This window comes from Oceanobacillus caeni (assembly GCF_042678465.1).
Lineage (GTDB): Bacteria > Bacillota > Bacilli > Bacillales > Amphibacillaceae > Oceanobacillus > Oceanobacillus caeni.
Genome location: NZ_JBHTKV010000001.1, coordinates 184,535 through 203,263, shown reverse-complemented (window position 1 = coordinate 203,263; position 18,729 = coordinate 184,535). Strand labels below are relative to the sequence as shown.

At 34.6% G+C, this 18,729-nt stretch carries 21 protein-coding genes, 1 pseudogene and 1 riboswitch; of the genes and pseudogenes, 17 read left to right on the top strand and 5 right to left on the bottom strand.

All coding sequences use genetic code 11. The annotated features are described in order from the left end of the window. Window positions 1-167 precede the first annotated feature (167 nt). On the top strand, window positions 168-902 hold the full coding sequence (locus ACFQ18_RS01040; protein WP_047184776.1) for a Cof-type HAD-IIB family hydrolase: 735 nt from the start codon (window positions 168-170) through the stop codon (window positions 900-902). 121 nt (window positions 903-1,023) lie between these two features. Here the strand turns inward: ACFQ18_RS01040 and ACFQ18_RS01035 are convergent. Further along, window positions 1,024-2,030 (bottom strand): annotated as a pseudogene (locus ACFQ18_RS01035) (YeiH family protein). A 119-nt stretch (window positions 2,031-2,149) separates the two neighbouring features. Between ACFQ18_RS01035 and ACFQ18_RS01030 the strand changes: the two are divergent. The 4 genes from ACFQ18_RS01030 (at window position 2,150) to ACFQ18_RS01015 (ending at window position 5,389) form a co-directional block, all read left to right on the top strand. Further along, the gene (locus ACFQ18_RS01030) at window positions 2,150-3,025 is read left to right on the top strand and encodes a LysR family transcriptional regulator (protein WP_047184774.1); all 876 of its coding nucleotides are present in this window, start codon (window positions 2,150-2,152) and stop codon (window positions 3,023-3,025) included. A gap of 90 nt (window positions 3,026-3,115) precedes the next feature. Continuing rightward, complete coding sequence (locus ACFQ18_RS01025; RefSeq protein WP_047184773.1) at window positions 3,116-3,298, top strand: cold-shock protein; 183 nt, start codon at window positions 3,116-3,118, stop codon at window positions 3,296-3,298. Window positions 3,299-3,727: 429 nt separating this feature from the next. Beyond that, window positions 3,728-4,765, top strand: a complete 1,038-nt coding sequence (locus tag ACFQ18_RS01020; RefSeq protein ID WP_047184772.1) for a hypothetical protein — start codon at window positions 3,728-3,730, stop codon at window positions 4,763-4,765. Between the two features lie 168 nt (window positions 4,766-4,933). Then, on the top strand, window positions 4,934-5,389 hold the full coding sequence (locus ACFQ18_RS01015) for an IDEAL domain-containing protein (RefSeq protein ID WP_047184771.1): 456 nt from the start codon (window positions 4,934-4,936) through the stop codon (window positions 5,387-5,389). A gap of 34 nt (window positions 5,390-5,423) precedes the next feature. Here ACFQ18_RS01015 and ACFQ18_RS01010 read toward each other — a convergent pair whose 3' ends face one another. The 3 genes from ACFQ18_RS01010 to ACFQ18_RS01000 form a co-directional block, all read right to left on the bottom strand. Then, window positions 5,424-7,430: a penicillin-binding transpeptidase domain-containing protein gene (locus ACFQ18_RS01010; RefSeq protein WP_204797648.1), complete on the bottom strand. Its 2,007-nt coding sequence runs from the start codon at window positions 7,428-7,430 to the stop codon at window positions 5,424-5,426. A 101-nt stretch (window positions 7,431-7,531) separates the two neighbouring features. Continuing rightward, entirely contained in the window at window positions 7,532-8,470 is a 939-nt protein-coding gene (locus tag ACFQ18_RS01005; protein ID WP_379565515.1) for an LCP family glycopolymer transferase, read from the bottom strand. A 214-nt stretch (window positions 8,471-8,684) separates the two neighbouring features. Next, the gene (locus tag ACFQ18_RS01000) at window positions 8,685-9,281 is read right to left on the bottom strand and encodes a class D sortase (protein ID WP_047184768.1); all 597 of its coding nucleotides are present in this window, start codon (window positions 9,279-9,281) and stop codon (window positions 8,685-8,687) included. A 502-nt stretch (window positions 9,282-9,783) separates the two neighbouring features. On the opposite strand from ACFQ18_RS01000, the gene ACFQ18_RS00995 reads away from it, so the two are divergent. The 9 genes from ACFQ18_RS00995 (at window position 9,784) to ACFQ18_RS00955 (ending at window position 14,894) form a co-directional block, all read left to right on the top strand. Further along, on the top strand, window positions 9,784-10,383 hold the full coding sequence (locus ACFQ18_RS00995; RefSeq protein ID WP_047184767.1) for a CalY family protein: 600 nt from the start codon (window positions 9,784-9,786) through the stop codon (window positions 10,381-10,383). A 70-nt stretch (window positions 10,384-10,453) separates the two neighbouring features. Then, on the top strand, window positions 10,454-11,011 hold the full coding sequence (locus ACFQ18_RS00990) for a TasA family protein (RefSeq protein WP_047184766.1): 558 nt from the start codon (window positions 10,454-10,456) through the stop codon (window positions 11,009-11,011). 127 nt (window positions 11,012-11,138) lie between these two features. Beyond that, window positions 11,139-11,954 (top strand): amyloid fiber anchoring/assembly protein TapA, encoded by an 816-nt coding sequence (gene tapA, locus ACFQ18_RS00985; RefSeq protein WP_204797647.1) that lies wholly within the window; start codon window positions 11,139-11,141, stop codon window positions 11,952-11,954. Continuing rightward, window positions 11,954-12,535, top strand: coding sequence for a signal peptidase I SipW (gene sipW, locus ACFQ18_RS00980; protein WP_047184764.1), 582 nt, complete (start codon window positions 11,954-11,956; stop codon window positions 12,533-12,535). Before tapA ends, sipW begins: the two co-directional genes overlap by 1 nt. A 21-nt stretch (window positions 12,536-12,556) precedes the next feature. Beyond that, window positions 12,557-13,192 carry a hypothetical protein gene (locus tag ACFQ18_RS00975; protein ID WP_204797646.1) on the top strand — a complete coding sequence of 212 codons (636 nt, stop codon included), beginning with the start codon at window positions 12,557-12,559 and terminating at the stop codon, window positions 13,190-13,192. A 116-nt stretch (window positions 13,193-13,308) separates the two neighbouring features. Then, window positions 13,309-13,394: riboswitch (cyclic di-GMP riboswitch) on the top strand. A gap of 20 nt (window positions 13,395-13,414) precedes the next feature. Continuing rightward, the gene (locus tag ACFQ18_RS00970; RefSeq protein WP_084824045.1) at window positions 13,415-13,552 is read left to right on the top strand and encodes an anti-repressor SinI family protein; all 138 of its coding nucleotides are present in this window, start codon (window positions 13,415-13,417) and stop codon (window positions 13,550-13,552) included. 55 nt (window positions 13,553-13,607) lie between these two features. Then, complete coding sequence (locus ACFQ18_RS00965; protein WP_047184763.1) at window positions 13,608-13,940, top strand: helix-turn-helix domain-containing protein; 333 nt, start codon at window positions 13,608-13,610, stop codon at window positions 13,938-13,940. 76 nt (window positions 13,941-14,016) lie between these two features. Beyond that, a complete protein-coding gene (locus ACFQ18_RS00960; protein ID WP_204797645.1) occupies window positions 14,017-14,502 on the top strand; it encodes a VanZ family protein in 486 nt (161 codons plus the stop codon). 242 nt (window positions 14,503-14,744) lie between these two features. Then, on the top strand, window positions 14,745-14,894 hold the full coding sequence (locus ACFQ18_RS00955; RefSeq protein WP_165589177.1) for a hypothetical protein: 150 nt from the start codon (window positions 14,745-14,747) through the stop codon (window positions 14,892-14,894). A 76-nt stretch (window positions 14,895-14,970) separates the two neighbouring features. Here ACFQ18_RS00955 and ACFQ18_RS00950 read toward each other — a convergent pair whose 3' ends face one another. Continuing rightward, complete coding sequence (locus ACFQ18_RS00950) at window positions 14,971-15,618, bottom strand: YigZ family protein (protein ID WP_047184762.1); 648 nt, start codon at window positions 15,616-15,618, stop codon at window positions 14,971-14,973. 129 nt (window positions 15,619-15,747) lie between these two features. Between ACFQ18_RS00950 and ACFQ18_RS00945 the strand changes: the two genes are divergently transcribed. From ACFQ18_RS00945 to ACFQ18_RS00935, 3 genes are all read left to right on the top strand, one after another. After that, window positions 15,748-16,893, top strand: coding sequence for a sensor histidine kinase (locus ACFQ18_RS00945; RefSeq protein ID WP_047184761.1), 1,146 nt, complete (start codon window positions 15,748-15,750; stop codon window positions 16,891-16,893). Between the two features lie 48 nt (window positions 16,894-16,941). Then, window positions 16,942-17,634, top strand: a complete 693-nt coding sequence (locus ACFQ18_RS00940; protein ID WP_047184760.1) for a response regulator — start codon at window positions 16,942-16,944, stop codon at window positions 17,632-17,634. 131 nt (window positions 17,635-17,765) lie between these two features. Then, complete coding sequence (locus ACFQ18_RS00935; RefSeq protein WP_060668022.1) at window positions 17,766-18,608, top strand: DegV family protein; 843 nt, start codon at window positions 17,766-17,768, stop codon at window positions 18,606-18,608. Window positions 18,609-18,729 lie beyond the last annotated feature (121 nt).

The window sequence follows — 18,729 nt, the reverse complement described above, 5'->3', positions numbered from 1 at the left end:
GTATCATATCTAACATGGATAAAAGTAGTAAACAACTCATAGAAGATGAACTACCCAACCATCGTTAATGTTTTTGGTGATAAATGGTTTTCTTATCTTTTTAGCACAACCTTTGATAAAATGGAAAACAGAAACAAATTCGCAAGAGCATCGGGAGGAATGTTGTTATGGATAGTAATATAAAATTAATTGCATTAGATATGGACGGGACATTATTGACATCCAATCAAGAGGTTTCCGATAGAACGAAAAAGGCAATTTCTGAAGCATTAGCAAAAGATGTACATGTTGTTTTAAGTACAGGACGTGCATTAAAAACAGCCTATCGATATGCGGAAGAATTAAAATTACAGTCTTATCTTATAACTGCAAATGGTGGACAAATTTATACGGTAGATAAAGAGTTACTCGATCAACATACATTGGAAACAGAGATGGTAGATAGAATGTGGAACATTGGGAAGGAAATCGGGGTCCACATGTGGCTTATATCTACTGATGACGTGTTCTATGGGGAAGCTCCTGATAATTTACATGATCATGAATGGTTAAAATTTGGCTGTCAATCGGACGATAAAGAGAAGCTAGATAAAATGGTGAAGGAATTATCCTATTACAATAACTTAGAACTCACGAACTCACTACCAACTAATATAGAAGTAAATCCAAAAGGGGTAAGTAAAGCAAATGCTCTTCGTTTTTTATGTGAAAGAATTGGAATTACGATGGACGAAGTAATGGCATGTGGGGACAGTTTAAATGACATTAAAATGATTCAAGAAGCTAAAATTGGTGTAGCAATGGGGAATGCTCAAGAAGCAATTAAAAAGGTAGCAAATCATATTACCGATACGAATGATCATGATGGAGTTGCTAAAGCAATCGAAAAGTTTGTATTGTAATAAGAACAAAGGCGCTGGAGCCGGACGTGGCCTATTCTGAATAATTTTCGACATGCAACAAATTTTATAACTTTCTAAACCATGAAAAAGGCTTGCGTAAGTGCAAGTCTTTTTCTCAATATTAAATTCCTGCAACCCAATACATCAAAATGGAAACAAGAACCGAGGTTATTAACATAGCATAAAAAGGTTTTAATGCTTTTGCTTTCAAATCTTTTAAACTTACATTTAATCCTAGCCCTACCATCGCTGAAGTCAAAATAAACGTAGTAGCGATACTTATAAAACTCATTACCGATTGCGTTACTGGGATATATACTCCTAATACATAACTACCTAATAAACTCATAGCAATAAATCCTAGTAAGAACCATGGAAATGGCACTTTTGTCGGTTCGTTTACGGAACGATTTTGCCGTCTTTTCCAAAAAATGATGACAAAGCATAATGGAACGAGTAAAAATACACGACCTAGTTTTGCCAATAAAGCGATAGCTAAGGCATCTTCCCCGGCTGGTTCTACCGCTAAAGCGACATTAGCAAGTTCGTGCAAGCTAAGTCCTGACCAAATTCCGTATTGAACATCTGAAATAGGCAGAAATGGCAAAAGCAAGGCATAAACAATGGAAAAAACAGTTCCTACTAATGCAATGATTCCCACACTAATTGCGGTATCTTCATCTTTTGGTTTAAGGATTGGAGCTACAGCTGCGATGGCCGCTGCACCGCAAACCCCCGTACCGATACCTAAAAGAAGAGAGATTTTGAGTCAGCTTTTAATAATTTCGCCAATAATACAGTGACAAGAATAGCAAAGATTATTGTGAGTGCTCCCTTTAATACTAATCCAAGACCATCATGAAAAATTACATCCATATTTAGTTTAAGACCATATAAAATAATCGCAAAACGTAATAAATATTTAGATGAAAATTGTATTCCCGGACGAAAAAACTCTGGGTATCCCCAAATTTGCCTATAAACAATGGCAAGAATGATGGAAACAGCAAGGGGACCAACACGATTAAATATAGGTAGAAGAGCAAGTAAATAACCGATGAAAGCAAATAAAAATGTAAATCCAATTCCTAAGATAAATTTCTTCTTACCTGAAGCTTCATTCATCATTTTTATCTATCCTTTCAACTCCGCTTGCTTTTATTGTAAATTATATTTTATTATAAGGAAAATAAATTATAATGATGGTGATAATAAGTCTTCTTTATTGTATCCATAGGAGGAGTAAAATGGACCAACATCTCATCGTATTCATAGAAGTAGCGGAACGAAAGAATTTCACTCGAGCTGCGGAAGCACTTCACATGACCCAACCTGCTATCAGTCAGTATATAGCCGCATTTGAAAAGGAGATAGGAGTAAAGTTAATTGAAAGAACGAATAAATCAGTAGAATTAAATAAAGCCGGGGAAATGGTTTATCTTTATGCGAAATCCATTGTGAAAGAATATGAGCATATGAAATCACTTATCTCTGATATGAAAAGCGAGCCAGGCGGGGAATTACAAATAGGTGCTAGTTATACGATAGGGGAATATCTTTTACCCAAATTATTAGCAAAACTTCAAGAACAGTATCCTTCTATTATCCCTTATATAACAATAGGGAATACAGAAGATATTGGGTCAAAACTACTACAACGTGACATTGATATTGGTTTAATCGAGGGGGATTTTTTTCATAAACAGATTCATATTGAATCTTTTGCTACAGACGTGATGTACCTTATTGGAAGTAGCGAAGAATTTATTTCTGAACAAAAGATCACACATAAAGAACTTGAAAATCAAACGTGGATCATTCGTGAAGAGGGTTCTGGTACTCGTAGAATGCTTGAGGAGTTTTTGAAATTTAATAAAATAAATCCCAAACGGGTAATAACACTAGGAAGTACACAAACGATTAAGGAAGGAGTAGAATCTGGTTTAGGTATTAGTTTACTTTCTCAACTTACATTTCAAAAGGAATTAGAGTTACATCGGATTGTAAAACTTTCTACCTCAGGAACACCAATAAAGCGGAATTTTTCTATCATTAAATATGATCAAGTTTTTCAACCAAAGACATTACAAGTATTTCAGGAGATAGTTAAGGAATTCGCTTAAACACGTGCTTTATATCACATTTTTAGTGCCCTTTATTTGTCAGATAATAAAGTGTATAATGAAAGTAGGAACAAGAAAGGGGATGCTTTCATGGCTTTTTCACGTGGACCGAAAGAACCGGTTCCAGAGGTGGAAACAAATGTATGGTCATGCACTAGTGAGGAATGTCAAGGATGGATGCGAGAGTCATTTAGCTTTCAAACCGAGCCAGAATGTCCACTATGTCATTCCAATATGGAGCTAGAAGTACGTGTACTTCCCGAAATAAAGTAAGTATCTCCATCATTAAATATAGAAACAGAATAAAAGTTTTATCCAACCTAAATGAGCAGTAAGACTCTTACCTCAAGCTTCTGAAGAAACAAAGAAGGTAGGTATCAACTGTTTGTAAAGGTCCGATAAGTAAGACTAACCATCAGTGGGAGATGAAGGAAACCCCCACTGACGGAAGTCTTCTTTATTATGTTTTTCTTAGAAACCTTGGTTAAGGATACCGGGGTTTTTCTTTTTTAGCAGGTAGGAAAGCATAAAAATCTTTTCCGTCTGGGGCTCCGATTACTCGCCCCACCGTAAAGATTTGCATAAGTGCAACTAAGGCATTCGCTAAAGCCTAGCGAATGCCAAGTTTTCTAATGGGCTAAATTCACATATAGCCCATAAATATCATATTTTATTATAAACATAAATAAAGGATGTGTCTTTTTGAAGAAATATTACGTGACTGGAAATACTGCAAAAGGTTTAGTCAATTACATCTCTTCGAATCTTCAAAACATAAAACAAACCATTATTCTTAAGCATCCATCTGATTCTTTGAAAACAAGTTTAATTCAACAAGTTATAGATTCTTATCAGTCTAACTACGAAATCGAAGTGTTATTAAGTGCACTTAGTTCTAAGTATTTAGATGGTGTTATCATTAGAGAAAAATCACTTGCTGTTATTTGTGACCGAGTGGCAAAAAACAATAAAATACCTAATGCAGTCGAAATTGATTGTAGCTTATTTACAAAAGATAAACCAGCCATTAATACAGAATTAAAGGAAAAAATCATTCATCATACAGAAAAGGCATACAAAAATTTTAGAACAGGATTATCCATACATGATGATTTAGAAGCAATTTATATTAATGAGATGGATTTTGACCGTGCGAATGAACTTGCACAAGAATTTATTCAACGGATTATGAAGAATCAGGAGAAACAAAACCGTAAATCAACAACATATCACCGATTATTTGGAACGAACACTGCCGATGGCGTCGTGAATGAAGTACCACATATTACCGAACGAATGAAAAAGGTTTATTATATTAAAGGTCGGGCGGGAACAGGTAAGTCTACTTTTATGCGTAAAGTTGTAAAATCATGTAAAGAATATGGATTCGATATAGAGGTATATCATTGTAGTTTCGATCCAGGAAGTATGGATATGGTTTTAGTTCCGGAACTTGAATTTTGTATGTTTGACAGTACCGATCCACATGAATTTTTCCCTACACGAGAGGGGGAAGAAATCATTGACCTTTATGAAGAAGCAGTAAAGCCCGGAACTGATGAAAAATATGAAGAACAAATAACTAAAGTTCATAATCATTATAAATCTTTTATGAAACAAGGTGTTAAAGAATTAAAGAAAGCTGGAGAATATCGTGAGAAATATGAAAGCCAGTTTATTTTTACGGAAGAAGATAAGAATGCGATAGTTGAATGTATAAATCAACAAGTGATCCAATAAGAAAAGGGAGGCAGCACTCAATAGAGTACTGTCTTTTTTTCATAAGTAAACCAATCGACAAAATTTTCTAAAAAATTTCACTTGATATATTTGAAAATCTGATGTAAAATGAGTTAACAGAAAATTTAGATAGGGTCTATCGAAAAATTTGGGAGGTTGGTGAGTTGGATGGTTAGTGTAAAAATGCTTAAGCCTTATTATATTAAAACGGATAAAGAGTATGTACGTATCGTTTTAGCATATCAATATTTTTCAGTAGTAATTAATGAAAAAGATTATCAATTTATCCCTATCGAAGCAAATGAGTTCCGTATTAACCGACGAACTCAGAAGGTGGAAAATGTGGATGCTAAATTCGCATTTCAAAATGGGAAAGAGGTAGTATACTTAACTCTCGCAAAATTAATTACTCTCCCAGATTTCTTACAGCAACTTCATTCTATAGCAAGTTCTTATTATATAAAAGATGATGAGGAAAATAACGAAGGCGATATTCAGGAAGATGGTTTTGAAAGCGTAATCATTATTGAAGAACTAGAGAAAATGAATGTAAGAAGGTTAATTGACAAAGCCTTAGACGAAAGAAATGAACAAGCATTTAACGAACTTATAAAGTATCTTTAATAATATTTAAAAAAGCTACTCAAGAGAGTAGCTTTTAACGTTTCATGTTTATAAGAAGATTACTTACTTTTTTTACAGGACTTTCTGTTTTAGATTCATGGCTATTTTCCACCATCATGGCAATTAAAATATCTTGAGAGTCTGTAGGGTATGCGACGAACCATTGATTTTCCGCACCTTTTTCCTCTTGTGTATGTTTTAACTCTGCTGTTCCAGTTTTACCTGAAATCGTAACTTTATCGTTGTTTGCATCTTTAGCAGTTCCATCTGTTACAACAGCTCTAAGAGCATCTTGGATAGTACTTACTTGTTCCTTCGTAATGAGACCTTTCTTCCAGAACTTCCCTGTCTCTTCGTCAGAGAAAAATGTAGGTTTTAGCATATTTCCATCATTCAAGAAAGTTGTATAAGCTGTAGCAAGGTGAATAGCTGTCATTTGAATTTGCCCTTGACCGTAACTTGAGTCAGCGAGCATTACTTCATTATCGATTTCCCCACTTTTTGAAATAGTCGAAGCAGTTACTGGATAAGTTAATGGAAAATCTTCGCCAATCCCAAAGTTATGAAGGCCTTTTGTGAATTTATCTTTACCCATTTCTAATGCCTGCATGGCAAAATAAATATTATCAGAGCGAACTAATGCATCTTTTAAATCAACTGGACCATTGGAAGTGGAAACACGAGTAACTTTATAATCTCCCCAAGATTCCTTGCCCCACTGTAAGCCATTGATTTCAAATCCTTCGTTAGGCTTAATGACTCCGTTTTCTAATCCAATTGCTGCCGTAATAGGCTTGAATGCAGAACCTGGAGCAAACGTAGAAACAATTCGATTGATTAAAGGTAATTGTTCATCTTTATCTAAAGCTTCCATATAGCCTTCAGTTGTGCCATACATCACCTTATTCGGATCGAAACTAGGGCTACTCACAAGTGCCAGTGTTTCACCCGTTTTAGGATCAATAGCCGCAGCTGTACCCGCATCTTCTCCGTATGAATCATATAATTCTTCTTGTAAGTTAATATCTAGAGTGAGAGTAAGATTTTTGCCATTTTCAACTTCTTTTTCAGCTAAAACAACTTTTTCATTGTTTTCTTTTTCAATATAAATAGTAGCACCAGGCTCGCCTTTTAATTGTTCTTCATATAGTCTTTCTAAACCCCTAGCGCCAATCATGTCGTCGGCAGCATATTTACTTTCATCAAATTCCTCAAAATCTTCGGCACGAACTGTTCTTAAATAACCGGTTAGATGAGCAGTGGATTCACCACCTGGATAAACTCGTCCATTTACAGTATTAATTTGAACGCCACTAATTTGTAATAATTGATTTTTTACTTTTTCATTATCTTTTGTGATTTTCGCAATCGGTACTGCCCATTCTGGCTGTACCCAGCTTTGATTTAATTTCCCATCAATACTTTCAACCGATACACCTAGAAGTTTTGCAATGTCTTTTTTCGCTTGGTCAGCCGATTCTCCTAATTTATCAGGAATAACACTGACTTCATAAATATCATCATTCAGAGCTAGAGGCATTTGATTTCTGTCTAAAATTTCTCCCCGTTTTGGTTCAGTTGTCGTATATTTAATTTCTCCACCATTTTTCAAATCTGGAAAAATAAAACCAGGATCCCAGTCCACAAACCAATTTCGATTTTCACCTTCACCTTCAAGCTTTAATGTAGTTTTATAATTAAATTGGATTGGCCCTCCAATCGTATTCATTTCAACACGGAAGGGGATTTTAGCAACTCCTTTGTCCATTGCAGCATCTAAATCATCATCTTTGATTGGACTAAAGGTAACCTTTAAATCGGTTACGTTAAGATCGTTATATAACTTTTCGTTACGTAGCACAGATTCTTCTGCTGAGAAAGTAGATTTTGCTTCCGAAGTAAACATATCATACAACTTTTCATACTTTTGTTCATTCCAGTCACTAACGAACGAATCGAAACGTTCATTCGGAGTGACGCGATCATCGGAACAAGCAACAAGCAAGATAAGAATAAATAACATAAATATTCTTTTTCTCATTATGTGACCCCCCATAAATTTCTTTTAACATTATAACACTAAACCGTTTTCTTCTAAATGAAAAGCCACGCTGTCTCGCAACAGGTGACTTTAAAGATGACTTATTTTGCTTCCATGTGGTTAGTTATTTCAGTATTTATCCGATTAAACTCTGATTCAGGTACAACGTAGTAATATACTCCGTTCATTTTTTGTCCGCTACCTTTGATTTGTAGGGTTTCAATGTTTTTTCTTGTACCTAAATAATCCGAAAATAGGGTTTGAATTTTTTTCATATCTAAATCAGTTTGAACGTTGGAGCCAACTACTTCTAAAATATCCCCAAACTTAGTAATGCTTGAAAAGTCTGCTGCTTCATCAATTGCAGCTGCAATTACCTGTCTTTGACGTTCATTACGTCCGAAGTCCCCACGTGGATCATTTTTTCTCATTCGGGTATATTCAAGTGCCTGTTTCCCGTCCAAGTGTATTTCTCCCTCTGGAAAACTATACTTACCTTGTTTAAAAGCGAATGTATTATTAACGGTTACACCACCTATTGCATCGATACCTTCTATGAAACCTTCCATATTGATACGACCATACACATGAATCGGAATATCAAATGTTTCTTCCACCGTTTGTACGGATAACTCAGGTCCACCGAATGCATAAGCATGATTTATTTTATCCATACCACGACCGGGAATGTTCACATAAGTGTCTCTTGGTATACTTAACATTTCCATTGAGTTCGTATTCGGATTTAATGATAATAGAATCATCGTATCTGAACGCCCTCTGTCACCAGCACGTTCGTCCACACCAAGTAGTAGTGCATTTATACTTTCTTTTTGTTTAAATCGACCTTCTGTTTCTTTGTAACGGTCATCATTTCCTTCTAAAGGATTGTGCATCGTTTCTACTGTATTTCCAAGTTGATTCCACATATAAAATCCAAAACCAACAACTGCGAGTATGAAGGCAAGGAAGATTCCTCCTACCCAATAGAGCCATTTTCTTTTCTTATTATTTTTACGATTATTTTTTCTAGAATCCACTCGAATTCTCCTCTGATTGTTTATTTTTGTGAACTAAGAAATTTCAATAAATCAGCTGATTAAAGCCTGTCCCTGGGAAGGCCACGTCCACAAAATCCTGTATAAATTATAACCGAATTGTCGAAACTCGTCTACGAAATTTTGACTTTCCTTTAGATTATGTGGGAAAGCATTAATTATAAATGAAAAAATAACCAGTAAAAAAAGGAACAACTTACTTGTCCCCATTTCCAACTGGTAACGCAGTGATAATATAACGATCAGGAGCGCTTCCTATAAAGTTAAAAGGATAACATGTAGTAACGGTTAAAATTTCTTTCCCTTGTGGTTTAATAATCGTTCGGTCATCTGCACCCACTATTTTAGTATCTACAATTTCATAGGAAAATTCACCATAAGGAAGTTTTACAGTCAATATATCCCCAAGCTCTAACTCTCCCATTCGTTTAAATACCGTATCGCGATGACCTGATAATACAATTTGTTCTCCTTGTGTCGGATAAGCCGACCCTTTATAATGACCAACACCTTTTTCCAAATCATCCTCATCTGTTCCTTCGACTATAGGAAGATTGGATTCCAGTTTTGGGATATGTAGGATTCCAGCTGTTTCCCCCATTGATGGTGAAAAATGAGAACCATCGATTTTAACTTCGTCTTCCGATTGAATTTCTTCGGTGGAGTCGTTAATTAAATCCTTCGCTTCTGCCAAACTATTTTTCTGTGCAGTTTCTGTAGTATACCATTGATAACCACCAATACCGAGAAAGACAATTCCTGCAGTGATTAATAACATAGAAAAAATGCGCATAAGTTCATACTCCTCATTAGTACTACTTTTCATTATATATAGGATTTGAAAAACATGGAAGATGTGAAGTTAACTACATATTTGTTCTTTATAGTGATATTTTATATTTAAATATATTCAAAATGATAAGAAAGTAAGAGATAAATGATGGAAACTAAAGAAAAGTGTTCTTTATAACGCAAAAACAGGAAATTTTAGAACTTTCCTTTCTAAGCATAATGACCTATACTGCAAATGTGCTGTTCTTAATAACAAACAATTTTGGTTTTTAAAGAGAACGGTATATAAAAATCTATACATAAGTGAAGGGGGAATGACCAGATTTTTCTGAGTTAAATAATTATCTCTACCAATGAACGTTCTAAATCATTTCAGGTCTGTCTGAACCACAAGGTGGTGGGGAAGGAGATCAACTGCCATAAGTGCGACTAACCATCAGCGGCGGATGAAGGAAAACTAAGGGGCTTTTTTATTAAAAATTATATTATTGGGGGAATAGAAAATGAGTCTTAAAAAGAAAATTGGAATGGGTGTAGCAACAGCAGCATTAGGATTATCTTTAGTCGGTGGAGGAGTATTTGCTTATTTTAGTGATACGGCAGAATCCAACAATACATTTGCAGCCGGTACGTTGGATTTAAATTTAAATCCTGAAGTCGTTATTGATGTAAAAAATATTAAACCAGGGGATTGGATGAACCGAACTTTTGAATTAAAGAATGATGGTTCATTAGATATATCAAAGGTTTTATTATCAACAGATTATACCGTAACGGATGCAAAAGGTGATAATGCAGAAGATTTTGGTAAACACATTAGAGTTAACTTTTTACGAAATATAGATAAGAGTGGAGCAATAAAACCGAATGACATTATTTATAGCACAACATTACATGATTTGAAAGGTACGGCCCCTGATGCTGTTCAAAAGAAAATTTGGTCTGTTTTTGGTGAAAATAGTGGGCTAAAGGCTGGTTCTAAAGACACATTAAAAGTGCAATTTGAATTTGTAGATGATGGCGACCAAAATCAATTTCAAGGAGATTCATTGCAACTTAAATGGATATTTGATGCTAAACAAACAGCGGGTGAAAGAAAATAATAATTCCATCTGGAAGACGAGTTTAATCTCGTCTTCCCATATACATATCTAACACTTAGGAGGGGATCCTATGAGTTTTAAGAAAAATATCTTGATGGGGATGGCAATAGGGTTGGTTGGAATGGCATTGCTTAGTGGAGGCACTGTTGCATATTTTAATGATAGTGAAGATACAAAGAATGAAATTATATCTGGAACATTAGATTTAGGTGTGACAAATGTAAGTGACGGTGTTCTGTTTGAGTTCAAAAATAAACAGCCCGGTGATGTCTTTCATTATAAATTTGACCTGTCTAATAACGGAACTTTAGATATCGGAAAGGTGACTTTAATTTCCAATCATACAGTTGACGGTAAGAAAGATTTTGGAAGTCAAATAGAAGTTGTTTCGTTAAAAGTTAATGGAGAAGAGAAAATTACTTCTAATAAAAAGGTAACATTAGATGATTTAAAAGGAGTAGAAAATGCAATAGTTCTATTAAATAATTTTCCAAAAGAGAGCCAGAATGTCGAAGTGTTTGTAGAATTTAAATTTATACAGACGGAGCAAAGTCAAAATGATTATCAAGGAAATACGATGAATCTGGATTGGACTTTTGAGGCAATGCAGGTCATGAACGAAAAATAAAAGTTGTAAATTATAGGGGACTATTTTATTTGTAGCCCTAAGCATGTTATTTCTTTAATATTTTTAGAACTACAAATAAATAGCAAAAGGCACAAAATGGATTTCAATAAAAAGGCGGAGATTGTTAGTGAGAATAAGTCGTTTTCGAAAATTAAAATCAAAAAATCAGGGTTTTTGGTTTATAGCAAAAATTGCTCTGATCTGGTATTTATTTCTTTTCTCTACAACTTATTTCACTTCAACAACTTCAGCTGTTTTTTCTAGTAAGGTTGAGCCAAAAGGAAGTATTGAAGCAGCGGATTGGTTGAGGGGACAATATGAGCTTGAATTTGAGAGAAGTGGAAATCCACATAGATCGTGTATGATTGACACCGTTGTAAGAAATATAGGACCCGGAGATATGACGGAAGATGTTATATATGATGTTTTTTACGTTGAAAACGGAAATCCTGTAAAAGGTGAAAAAGTAGGCGAGGGACGAATTAATGCACTAAAAAATAGCGAATCTGAAAAAGTTAGTTATGAAGCAAATAAGACTGGCAGATATGTCTTTATCGTGAACGAACAAGATAAAAAAGTTGAGAGTAAGAAATTTATTGTTGAATGTAATCCAACGACTAACCCAGAACAGGAAATAGAAGAAAATAATGCTAATAAAGAAGCTGATGAAGAAGTAATTGAAAATAAAGATGAGCAGAATAAGACAGAGAATAAAGCGAAAAGCATTCAAACGGAATCCGCTAAACCTAAACACCATGAAGAACAAGTGAAAGAAGAAAAAACAGAGAAAAGCAGTCAACTCAATCAAACCACAGACAAACCTATTGAACAAAAAACTATAGAAGATCAGGAACCTGCACAAGAACAGCAACAAAAAAAGATAGAAACTAAACCCGAAGTAGAGTCTAGTCAAGAACAGGAAAACAAGGAAGGTGTTGAATAATGAAAAAGAAAACAATATTTAAATGGGTGAATCGAATAATATCTATTGTGCTAATGGTAGTACTCATAGCTGTTGCAGCATTAGTAGTTATAAACAAGGCCTCAGGAGGGGAACCGGAAATTTCAGGGTATCAATTAAAAACGGTTTTGTCTGGTTCCATGGAGCCTGGAATACAAACAGGGTCCATCATTGCAGTAAAACCGATTGAAGGTGAAGAACGTAATAATCTAACAAAAGGTGATGTCATTACATTTATGGAATCAGAGGATAAGCTAGTGACACATAGGATTATTGATATACAGACGAGCGGGGAGAATGTTATGTATACGACAAAAGGGGATAATAACAATGCCCCAGATTCAAATCCAGTATTAGCAGAGAATGTAGTTGCGGTTTATAACGGATTCACTATACCATATCTTGGATATATTTCAACCTTTGCACAGTCACCGAATGGTAGCATTGCCTTCTTGATTATACCTGGATTTCTAATGTTAGGTTATTCTATTTTTATAATTTGGAGAGCATTAAGGGAATTAGATGATCAAAAGAAACCTCAAACTAATGTAACGAATTCCTAATACTTAATGGGGAAGATGTATATGAAAATCCAGGAAAAAGCATTGGCCATCTTTTTAACAAATATACTAATTTTTACCTTTATGGGCCTGGCTACTGTTTCAGCTGAGGAAAATTTGTCCATCGAAGTACTACCACAAAAAGAGTTATTTGATGTAGGTAACATGAAACCAGGGGATTGGGCACCGCGAACGGCTACAATAAAGAATAATGGTGAAATTAGTTTTAAATATACTACTTCAGTAAAACCAGATAGTAAATCATTAAAGCTTTATAACGAATTATTACTAGAGGTTTGGAGTAGTAATGAAGAACTATATAACGGGAAATTATCCGATTTCACGGGATTTTCCCCACGCGCTCTTTCACCGAATGAAGGTGAAAAATTAGAATATGTCCTTCGTTTTCCGGAACACCTTGGAAATGACTTTCAAGGCCTTGATGCTAAGTTCACTATTTATTACACAGCTGAAGGTGAAGCAGATAAAGGAAGTGATTTAGAGACAGTAACAGGGGTAATTGATAGTGGTGATGGAAGCGGTGAGAGTATTTTACCGAATACTGCTACGAATATGTTTACTTTTTTAGTAATCGGTGTGCTACTTATTACTGTTGGTAGCATAACTGGTTTACTAGTCTTATACAATAAAAAAACGTAAAGACTTAGATAAAATATGATTATATCTGTAATACAAAACTAGAAGTTTTTCGACAAAACTAGTCACACCAAAAGGCACTAGGAAATAGTATAATAGTCTCAGATAAAAATGAACGTCAGAAAAAAAGGCAAACTTATTGAAAGGTAAGGGCGCAAAGTCACAGGTCTAACGCTTTTTATGCTATGACGGCTGGATTACCTGATTTAAAATGGGGGAAACAAGATGAGCGAGTTAATAAAAAGTGTGACGCTTGATAGTGGTTGGGTTCAATTGATTAAACAGGCAAAGGATATGGGGATAACGAAAGAAGAAATACGAGCATTCTTACTACAACAAGGACAAATAAAATTCACTAAGTAATAGAACAACTCACCTGTTTTATGGTATAATCCCCAATGAAAGTAGGTGAGAAGACTTGATCGGTGAAAAAATTAAACAATTGCGTAAAGAGAAAAAAATGTCAATTTCCGAATTAGCCGAGCGAGCTGGAGTTGCTAAGTCTTATCTAAGTTCCATTGAGCGGAACCTACAATCCAATCCGTCCATCCAATTTATAGAGAAAATTAGCGAAGTGTTAGGTGTAACCGTAAATGAATTGTTAAATAATGAAACAAAACAAAGCATAGAGTATGATACTTTAGATAATGAATGGTTAGATATTGTTCGTGAAGCAATGGATTCAGGAGTAACCAAAGAGGAATTTAGAGAATACCTTGAATTCAGTAAATGGAGAAAGAATAAAATATGATTAGTGAACCGTTTGGCACTCTGCTTTAACGGTTTTTTAGTTTGGGAAAAATCTATAGAAACAGGGAAGGTGACACATGCGAAAAAAATACTGGTACTGGATTTTGACCCTAGGATGGATGGGAATTATTTTTTATTCTTCTTCTACTCCTTATGAAAAACAAGATATGAGGCCATTTTTAGGAAACTATATAGATTTATCCTTTTTAGAACCCGTCCTTTCCGGAATTTCTTTTATGTATCATCAATCTGTTGTAAGTGTGGAAACATTAGGTATTGCAGGTTTTATTGAATTTTTTATTCGTATGGGGGCACATTTTACTGTTTTCTTCTTGTTAACGTGCCTTTTTTATATTGCTCTTAAAAAGGCCACCCATATTCAAAAAAAACAAGCTATTTTAATTTCATTTTTATTAACTTCTGCATATGCTATGGTAGATGAAATCCACCAGGTTATTACGCCAAATCGCACACCATATATTGGGGATGTATTTATCGATGTATTTGGAGCATTTGTTGCTGTAATTTGTTTTATTATTTTTGGGCAGAAAAGGAAAGCATAATGCTTATCTGCATAGGTCTAACTAAGTTAATTAAAGATTTGTGAATGCCAAATTTCCTGATAGCGGAAACAATTTATTGAAAATAATGAGAAAACTATAGAATAAATTGTAGATATATAGTAAGATACCCTATGTACGTTATTTTTTCTTAAAAAATAATAAATATCGACACAATGTAAAATGAAATATGTCTATTCATCTGGTTTTAGCGATAAATTTGAACAAAAGGCGGGAACCATTCCATGGGGGAACAAGAATTATATAAGCGGATGCTGAAGAAATTAATAGTTGAAACCGAAAATCAACAAATTAAATCAGCCGAAGAGTTGATTCAAAAAATAGTAAAAGAGTTAACAAATAATCAACAATTAAGCGGAAATACACAAATGTAAAAAAGAAAAGCTCGCTAGTGAGCTTTTCTTTTTTTAAAGTGAATAAAAGACCTTCCATGCCTTCATTATCTAAGGCTTATTCCGATGTCGATTCTACTTCAATTTCGATATATTTTGGGTCTAGCTCTACTATTTTAGCTTGGTCGTTTGTTAAATCAACGATCCATTCTGTGAATTTTGTTTCTTGCCCATCTTCCACAAAAACGATAAATTCTACATTTTCTAAGTAATGAATCGTTTCTAGGATATGTTCGGAATTACGAAGAACATTTTCTAGTTTGCCTAGTAAACCATAGTCTACTGTGATAGAAAAACCTTTCATTAATTGTCTTTTTACAATTCCTGTTGTTTTAATGGCTTGTGAAGTTGTACTTCCGTATGCACGAATTAACCCACCAGCCCCAAGTTTAATTCCACCGAAATATCTTGTCACGACAACCGCAGTATCTTTTAATCCTTGTTTTTTTAACACTTCAAGTATCGGTACTCCTGCAGTTCCGCTCGGTTCTCCATCATCATTTGCTTTTTGAATTTCATCATGTTCCCCAATGATATAAGCAGAACAATTATGGGTAGCGTCGTAATGTTTTTTCTTTATTTCCTGAATAAAGGCTTGTGCCTCTTCTTCAGTTTTCACTCGACGCACATATCCAATAAACCGTGATTTTTGTATGATTATTTGGTCATTTCCTTCAGGTTTTACGGTATAATAGGTAGATAACATAGATAATAAATCCTCCTATATGATTAATAATCTTAACATGTAGGGGTAGTAATTCCTAGAATTTTATAGTTAACCCTATCAAAACAGTGGGTATATACGTATAATTATAGTATAGGTTGGTGGGAACGGATGTCAAAGAAATTCGGAGACAATGCATTAGATCATATCATTGATGAGATGATTGATGTTGTCATTTATAGTAAAGATGAAATTTTTGATATTAGTGAATGGGCTCGTTCCGAATACGAACGCCTTCAATTAGAATTGAAAGAGATAAAAAAAAAGGTAATTCAATACATTGAAAATGGCGACCAACTAGAGGTGAAATTTCGTTTTTCCAAACAGCGTTTAGCAGAAGTAAGTAAACTCTTTGACCGATATTCTGAGGATGAAATTCGTAAGGTTTATGAGATTACTCATGGAATGCAGACGAAATTAACGATTATTCGTAAAGAGGAAAAGGATCTTCGGGAAAAGCGTGATGATATTGAAAGAAGACTAGTACAATTAGCTAGTACGATGGAAAGAGCAGAACGTTTAGCTAGTAAAATCACAGTAGTTCTTAATTATTTACAAGAAGATTTTAAACAAGTAAACGAAGTAATTGAAGATGCAAAGGAAAAACAAAAATTCGGCCTAAAAATTATTGAGGCGCAGGAAGAAGAACGTCGGAAAATTTCTCGTGAAATTCATGACGGTCCTGCACAAAGTTTAGCGAATATCTTACTACGTTCGGAGTTAATCGAAAAGATTTATCTCCAAGGTGATGTTTCCAAAGCAATGGATGAAATCAAAAGTATTCGCGGAATGATTCGCTCCTCGCTTGTTGAGGTAAGAAGAATTATTTATGATTTAAGACCAATGGCGTTAGATGATTTAGGACTGGTTCCGACCATTAAAAAATACCTTTCTAACGCAGGTGAATACAACAACATACAAATTGATTTTGTTATGATGGGCACGGAAAAACGCCTAAACCCCAAATATGAAATAGCATTTTTCCGATTGATGCAAGAAGCATTACAAAATGCGATTAAACATGCGGAAGCATCCGTTATCCAAGTAAAATTGGAAATAGGTACAAATTATTTAACTTTAATAGTTAAAGATGATGGTAAAGGTTTTAATACAGAACTAAAAAAAGAACAGTCCTTTGGATTAATTGGAATGAAGGAAAGAGTAGAAAACCTTCAAGGTGAATTATCTATCCAATCAGAGATTGGGAAAGGGACCGTTATTACTATTAGAGTTCCGTATAACGATTCCGTGCTATGATAAGAGACAGAGCAAAAAACGTAATAGATATATATGGAGGAAAATAAGATGAGCGAGGAAAAAATGATTCGAATTGTACTTATAGATGATCATAAATTATTTCGTGAAGGCGTTAAACGTATTTTAGACTTTGAACCTAGTTTTGAAGTAGTTGCAGAAGGTAGTGATGGTTCAGAGGCAGCAAAATTAGTGAAAGAAACTAATCCTGATATTGTTTTAATGGATATTAACATGCCAAATATAAATGGTGTAGAAGCTACAGCTGATTTAGTTCGTTATTTTCCAAATTCCAAAGTAATTATTTTATCCATTCACGATGATGAAAATTATGTTACGCATGCTTTGAAAACAGGTGCCCAAGGTTATCTATTAAAAGAAATGGATGCAGATACCTTAATCGAAGCGATCAAAGTCGTTAGTGAGGGTGGTTCTTACTTACATCCGAAAGTAACTCATAATCTAGTGAAAGAGTATCGTAGACTTGCAAAAGAAAACAATCCTTCTGTGAGTGATAGAGGTATTGAATATCGTAAACCGCTTCATCTATTAACAAAACGTGAGTGCCAAGTATTACAATTACTAGCTGATGGAAAAAGTAATCGAGCGGTTGCGGAAACACTATATATAAGTGAAAAAACAGTTAAAAACCATGTAAGTAATATTTTACAAAAAATGAATTGTAATGACCGTACACAGGCAGTAGTCTCAGCTATCCGAAAGGGTTGGGTAGAGGTTATCTAATAAAAGGATACCCTAGTACATTGTATTAGGGTATTTTTTATTGTGAAAACCTAGTATATGAATGCTTTTTTTCATGGATTCATGTAAAATATTGCTCAAGAATCTTAATTCTAAATAAGGAGAAGATTATTATGAAGGTAGCTGTCATGACTGATAGTACAGCATACATACCAACTGACCTCCGCAAACAAGAGAATATACATATGGTACCACTCAGCGTTGTTTTCGGAGAAGAAACATATCAAGAGGAAATCGATATTTCAACAGATGAATTTTATAAAAAACTAAAAGAAGTAGACGATTTACCAACTACATCGCAACCATCAATCGGATATGTGACTGCTAAGTTGGAAGAATTGGCAAAAGATTATGATGCAGTTGTTTCTATACATCTTTCTAGCGGAATAAGTGGTACATACCAATCGGTAATTAGTGCAGGAGAAATGGTAAAGGGAATCGATGTTTATGCATACGATTCGGAAATCAGTGCGATTGCACAAGGTTTCTATGTACTAGAGGCTGCTGAGATGGCAAAAGCCGGTAAAACCGCTGAAGAAATCATCACTCGTTTAGATGTAATGAAACAAACGTTACGTGCTTATTTTATGGTGGATGATTTAACGAACTTACAACGAGGTGGACGATTAAGCAGTGCTCAAGCTGTAGTAGGTGGCCTTTTACAAATCAAACCAATTCTACACTTTGAAAATAAGGTCATCGTCCCATTTGAAAAAATCCGGACTCGTAAAAGGGCAATTAATCGAATCATGGGTTTACTTGAAGAAGATGCGGCAAAAGGAAAAGAATTAAAAGTTGCCTTTATTCACGGAAACGATGAACAGTCAGCTAAAAACCTTAGGGACTCTTTTTTAGAAAAATACCCAAACATGGATACCATCATTAGTTATTTTGGACCTGTTATAGGAACTCATTTAGGAGAAGGTGCAATTGGTATTGGGTGGTATGTGAAATAAATCCATTGGGTTAGCTGATTTTAGTGTTACCTTTTTTGACAGGAAAGAAAGTATAAAACTTTCTTCCTGCATAAAGGCAACAAAGTCAAACGTCCAGCCTAATACGAGTACTAAATTTTTA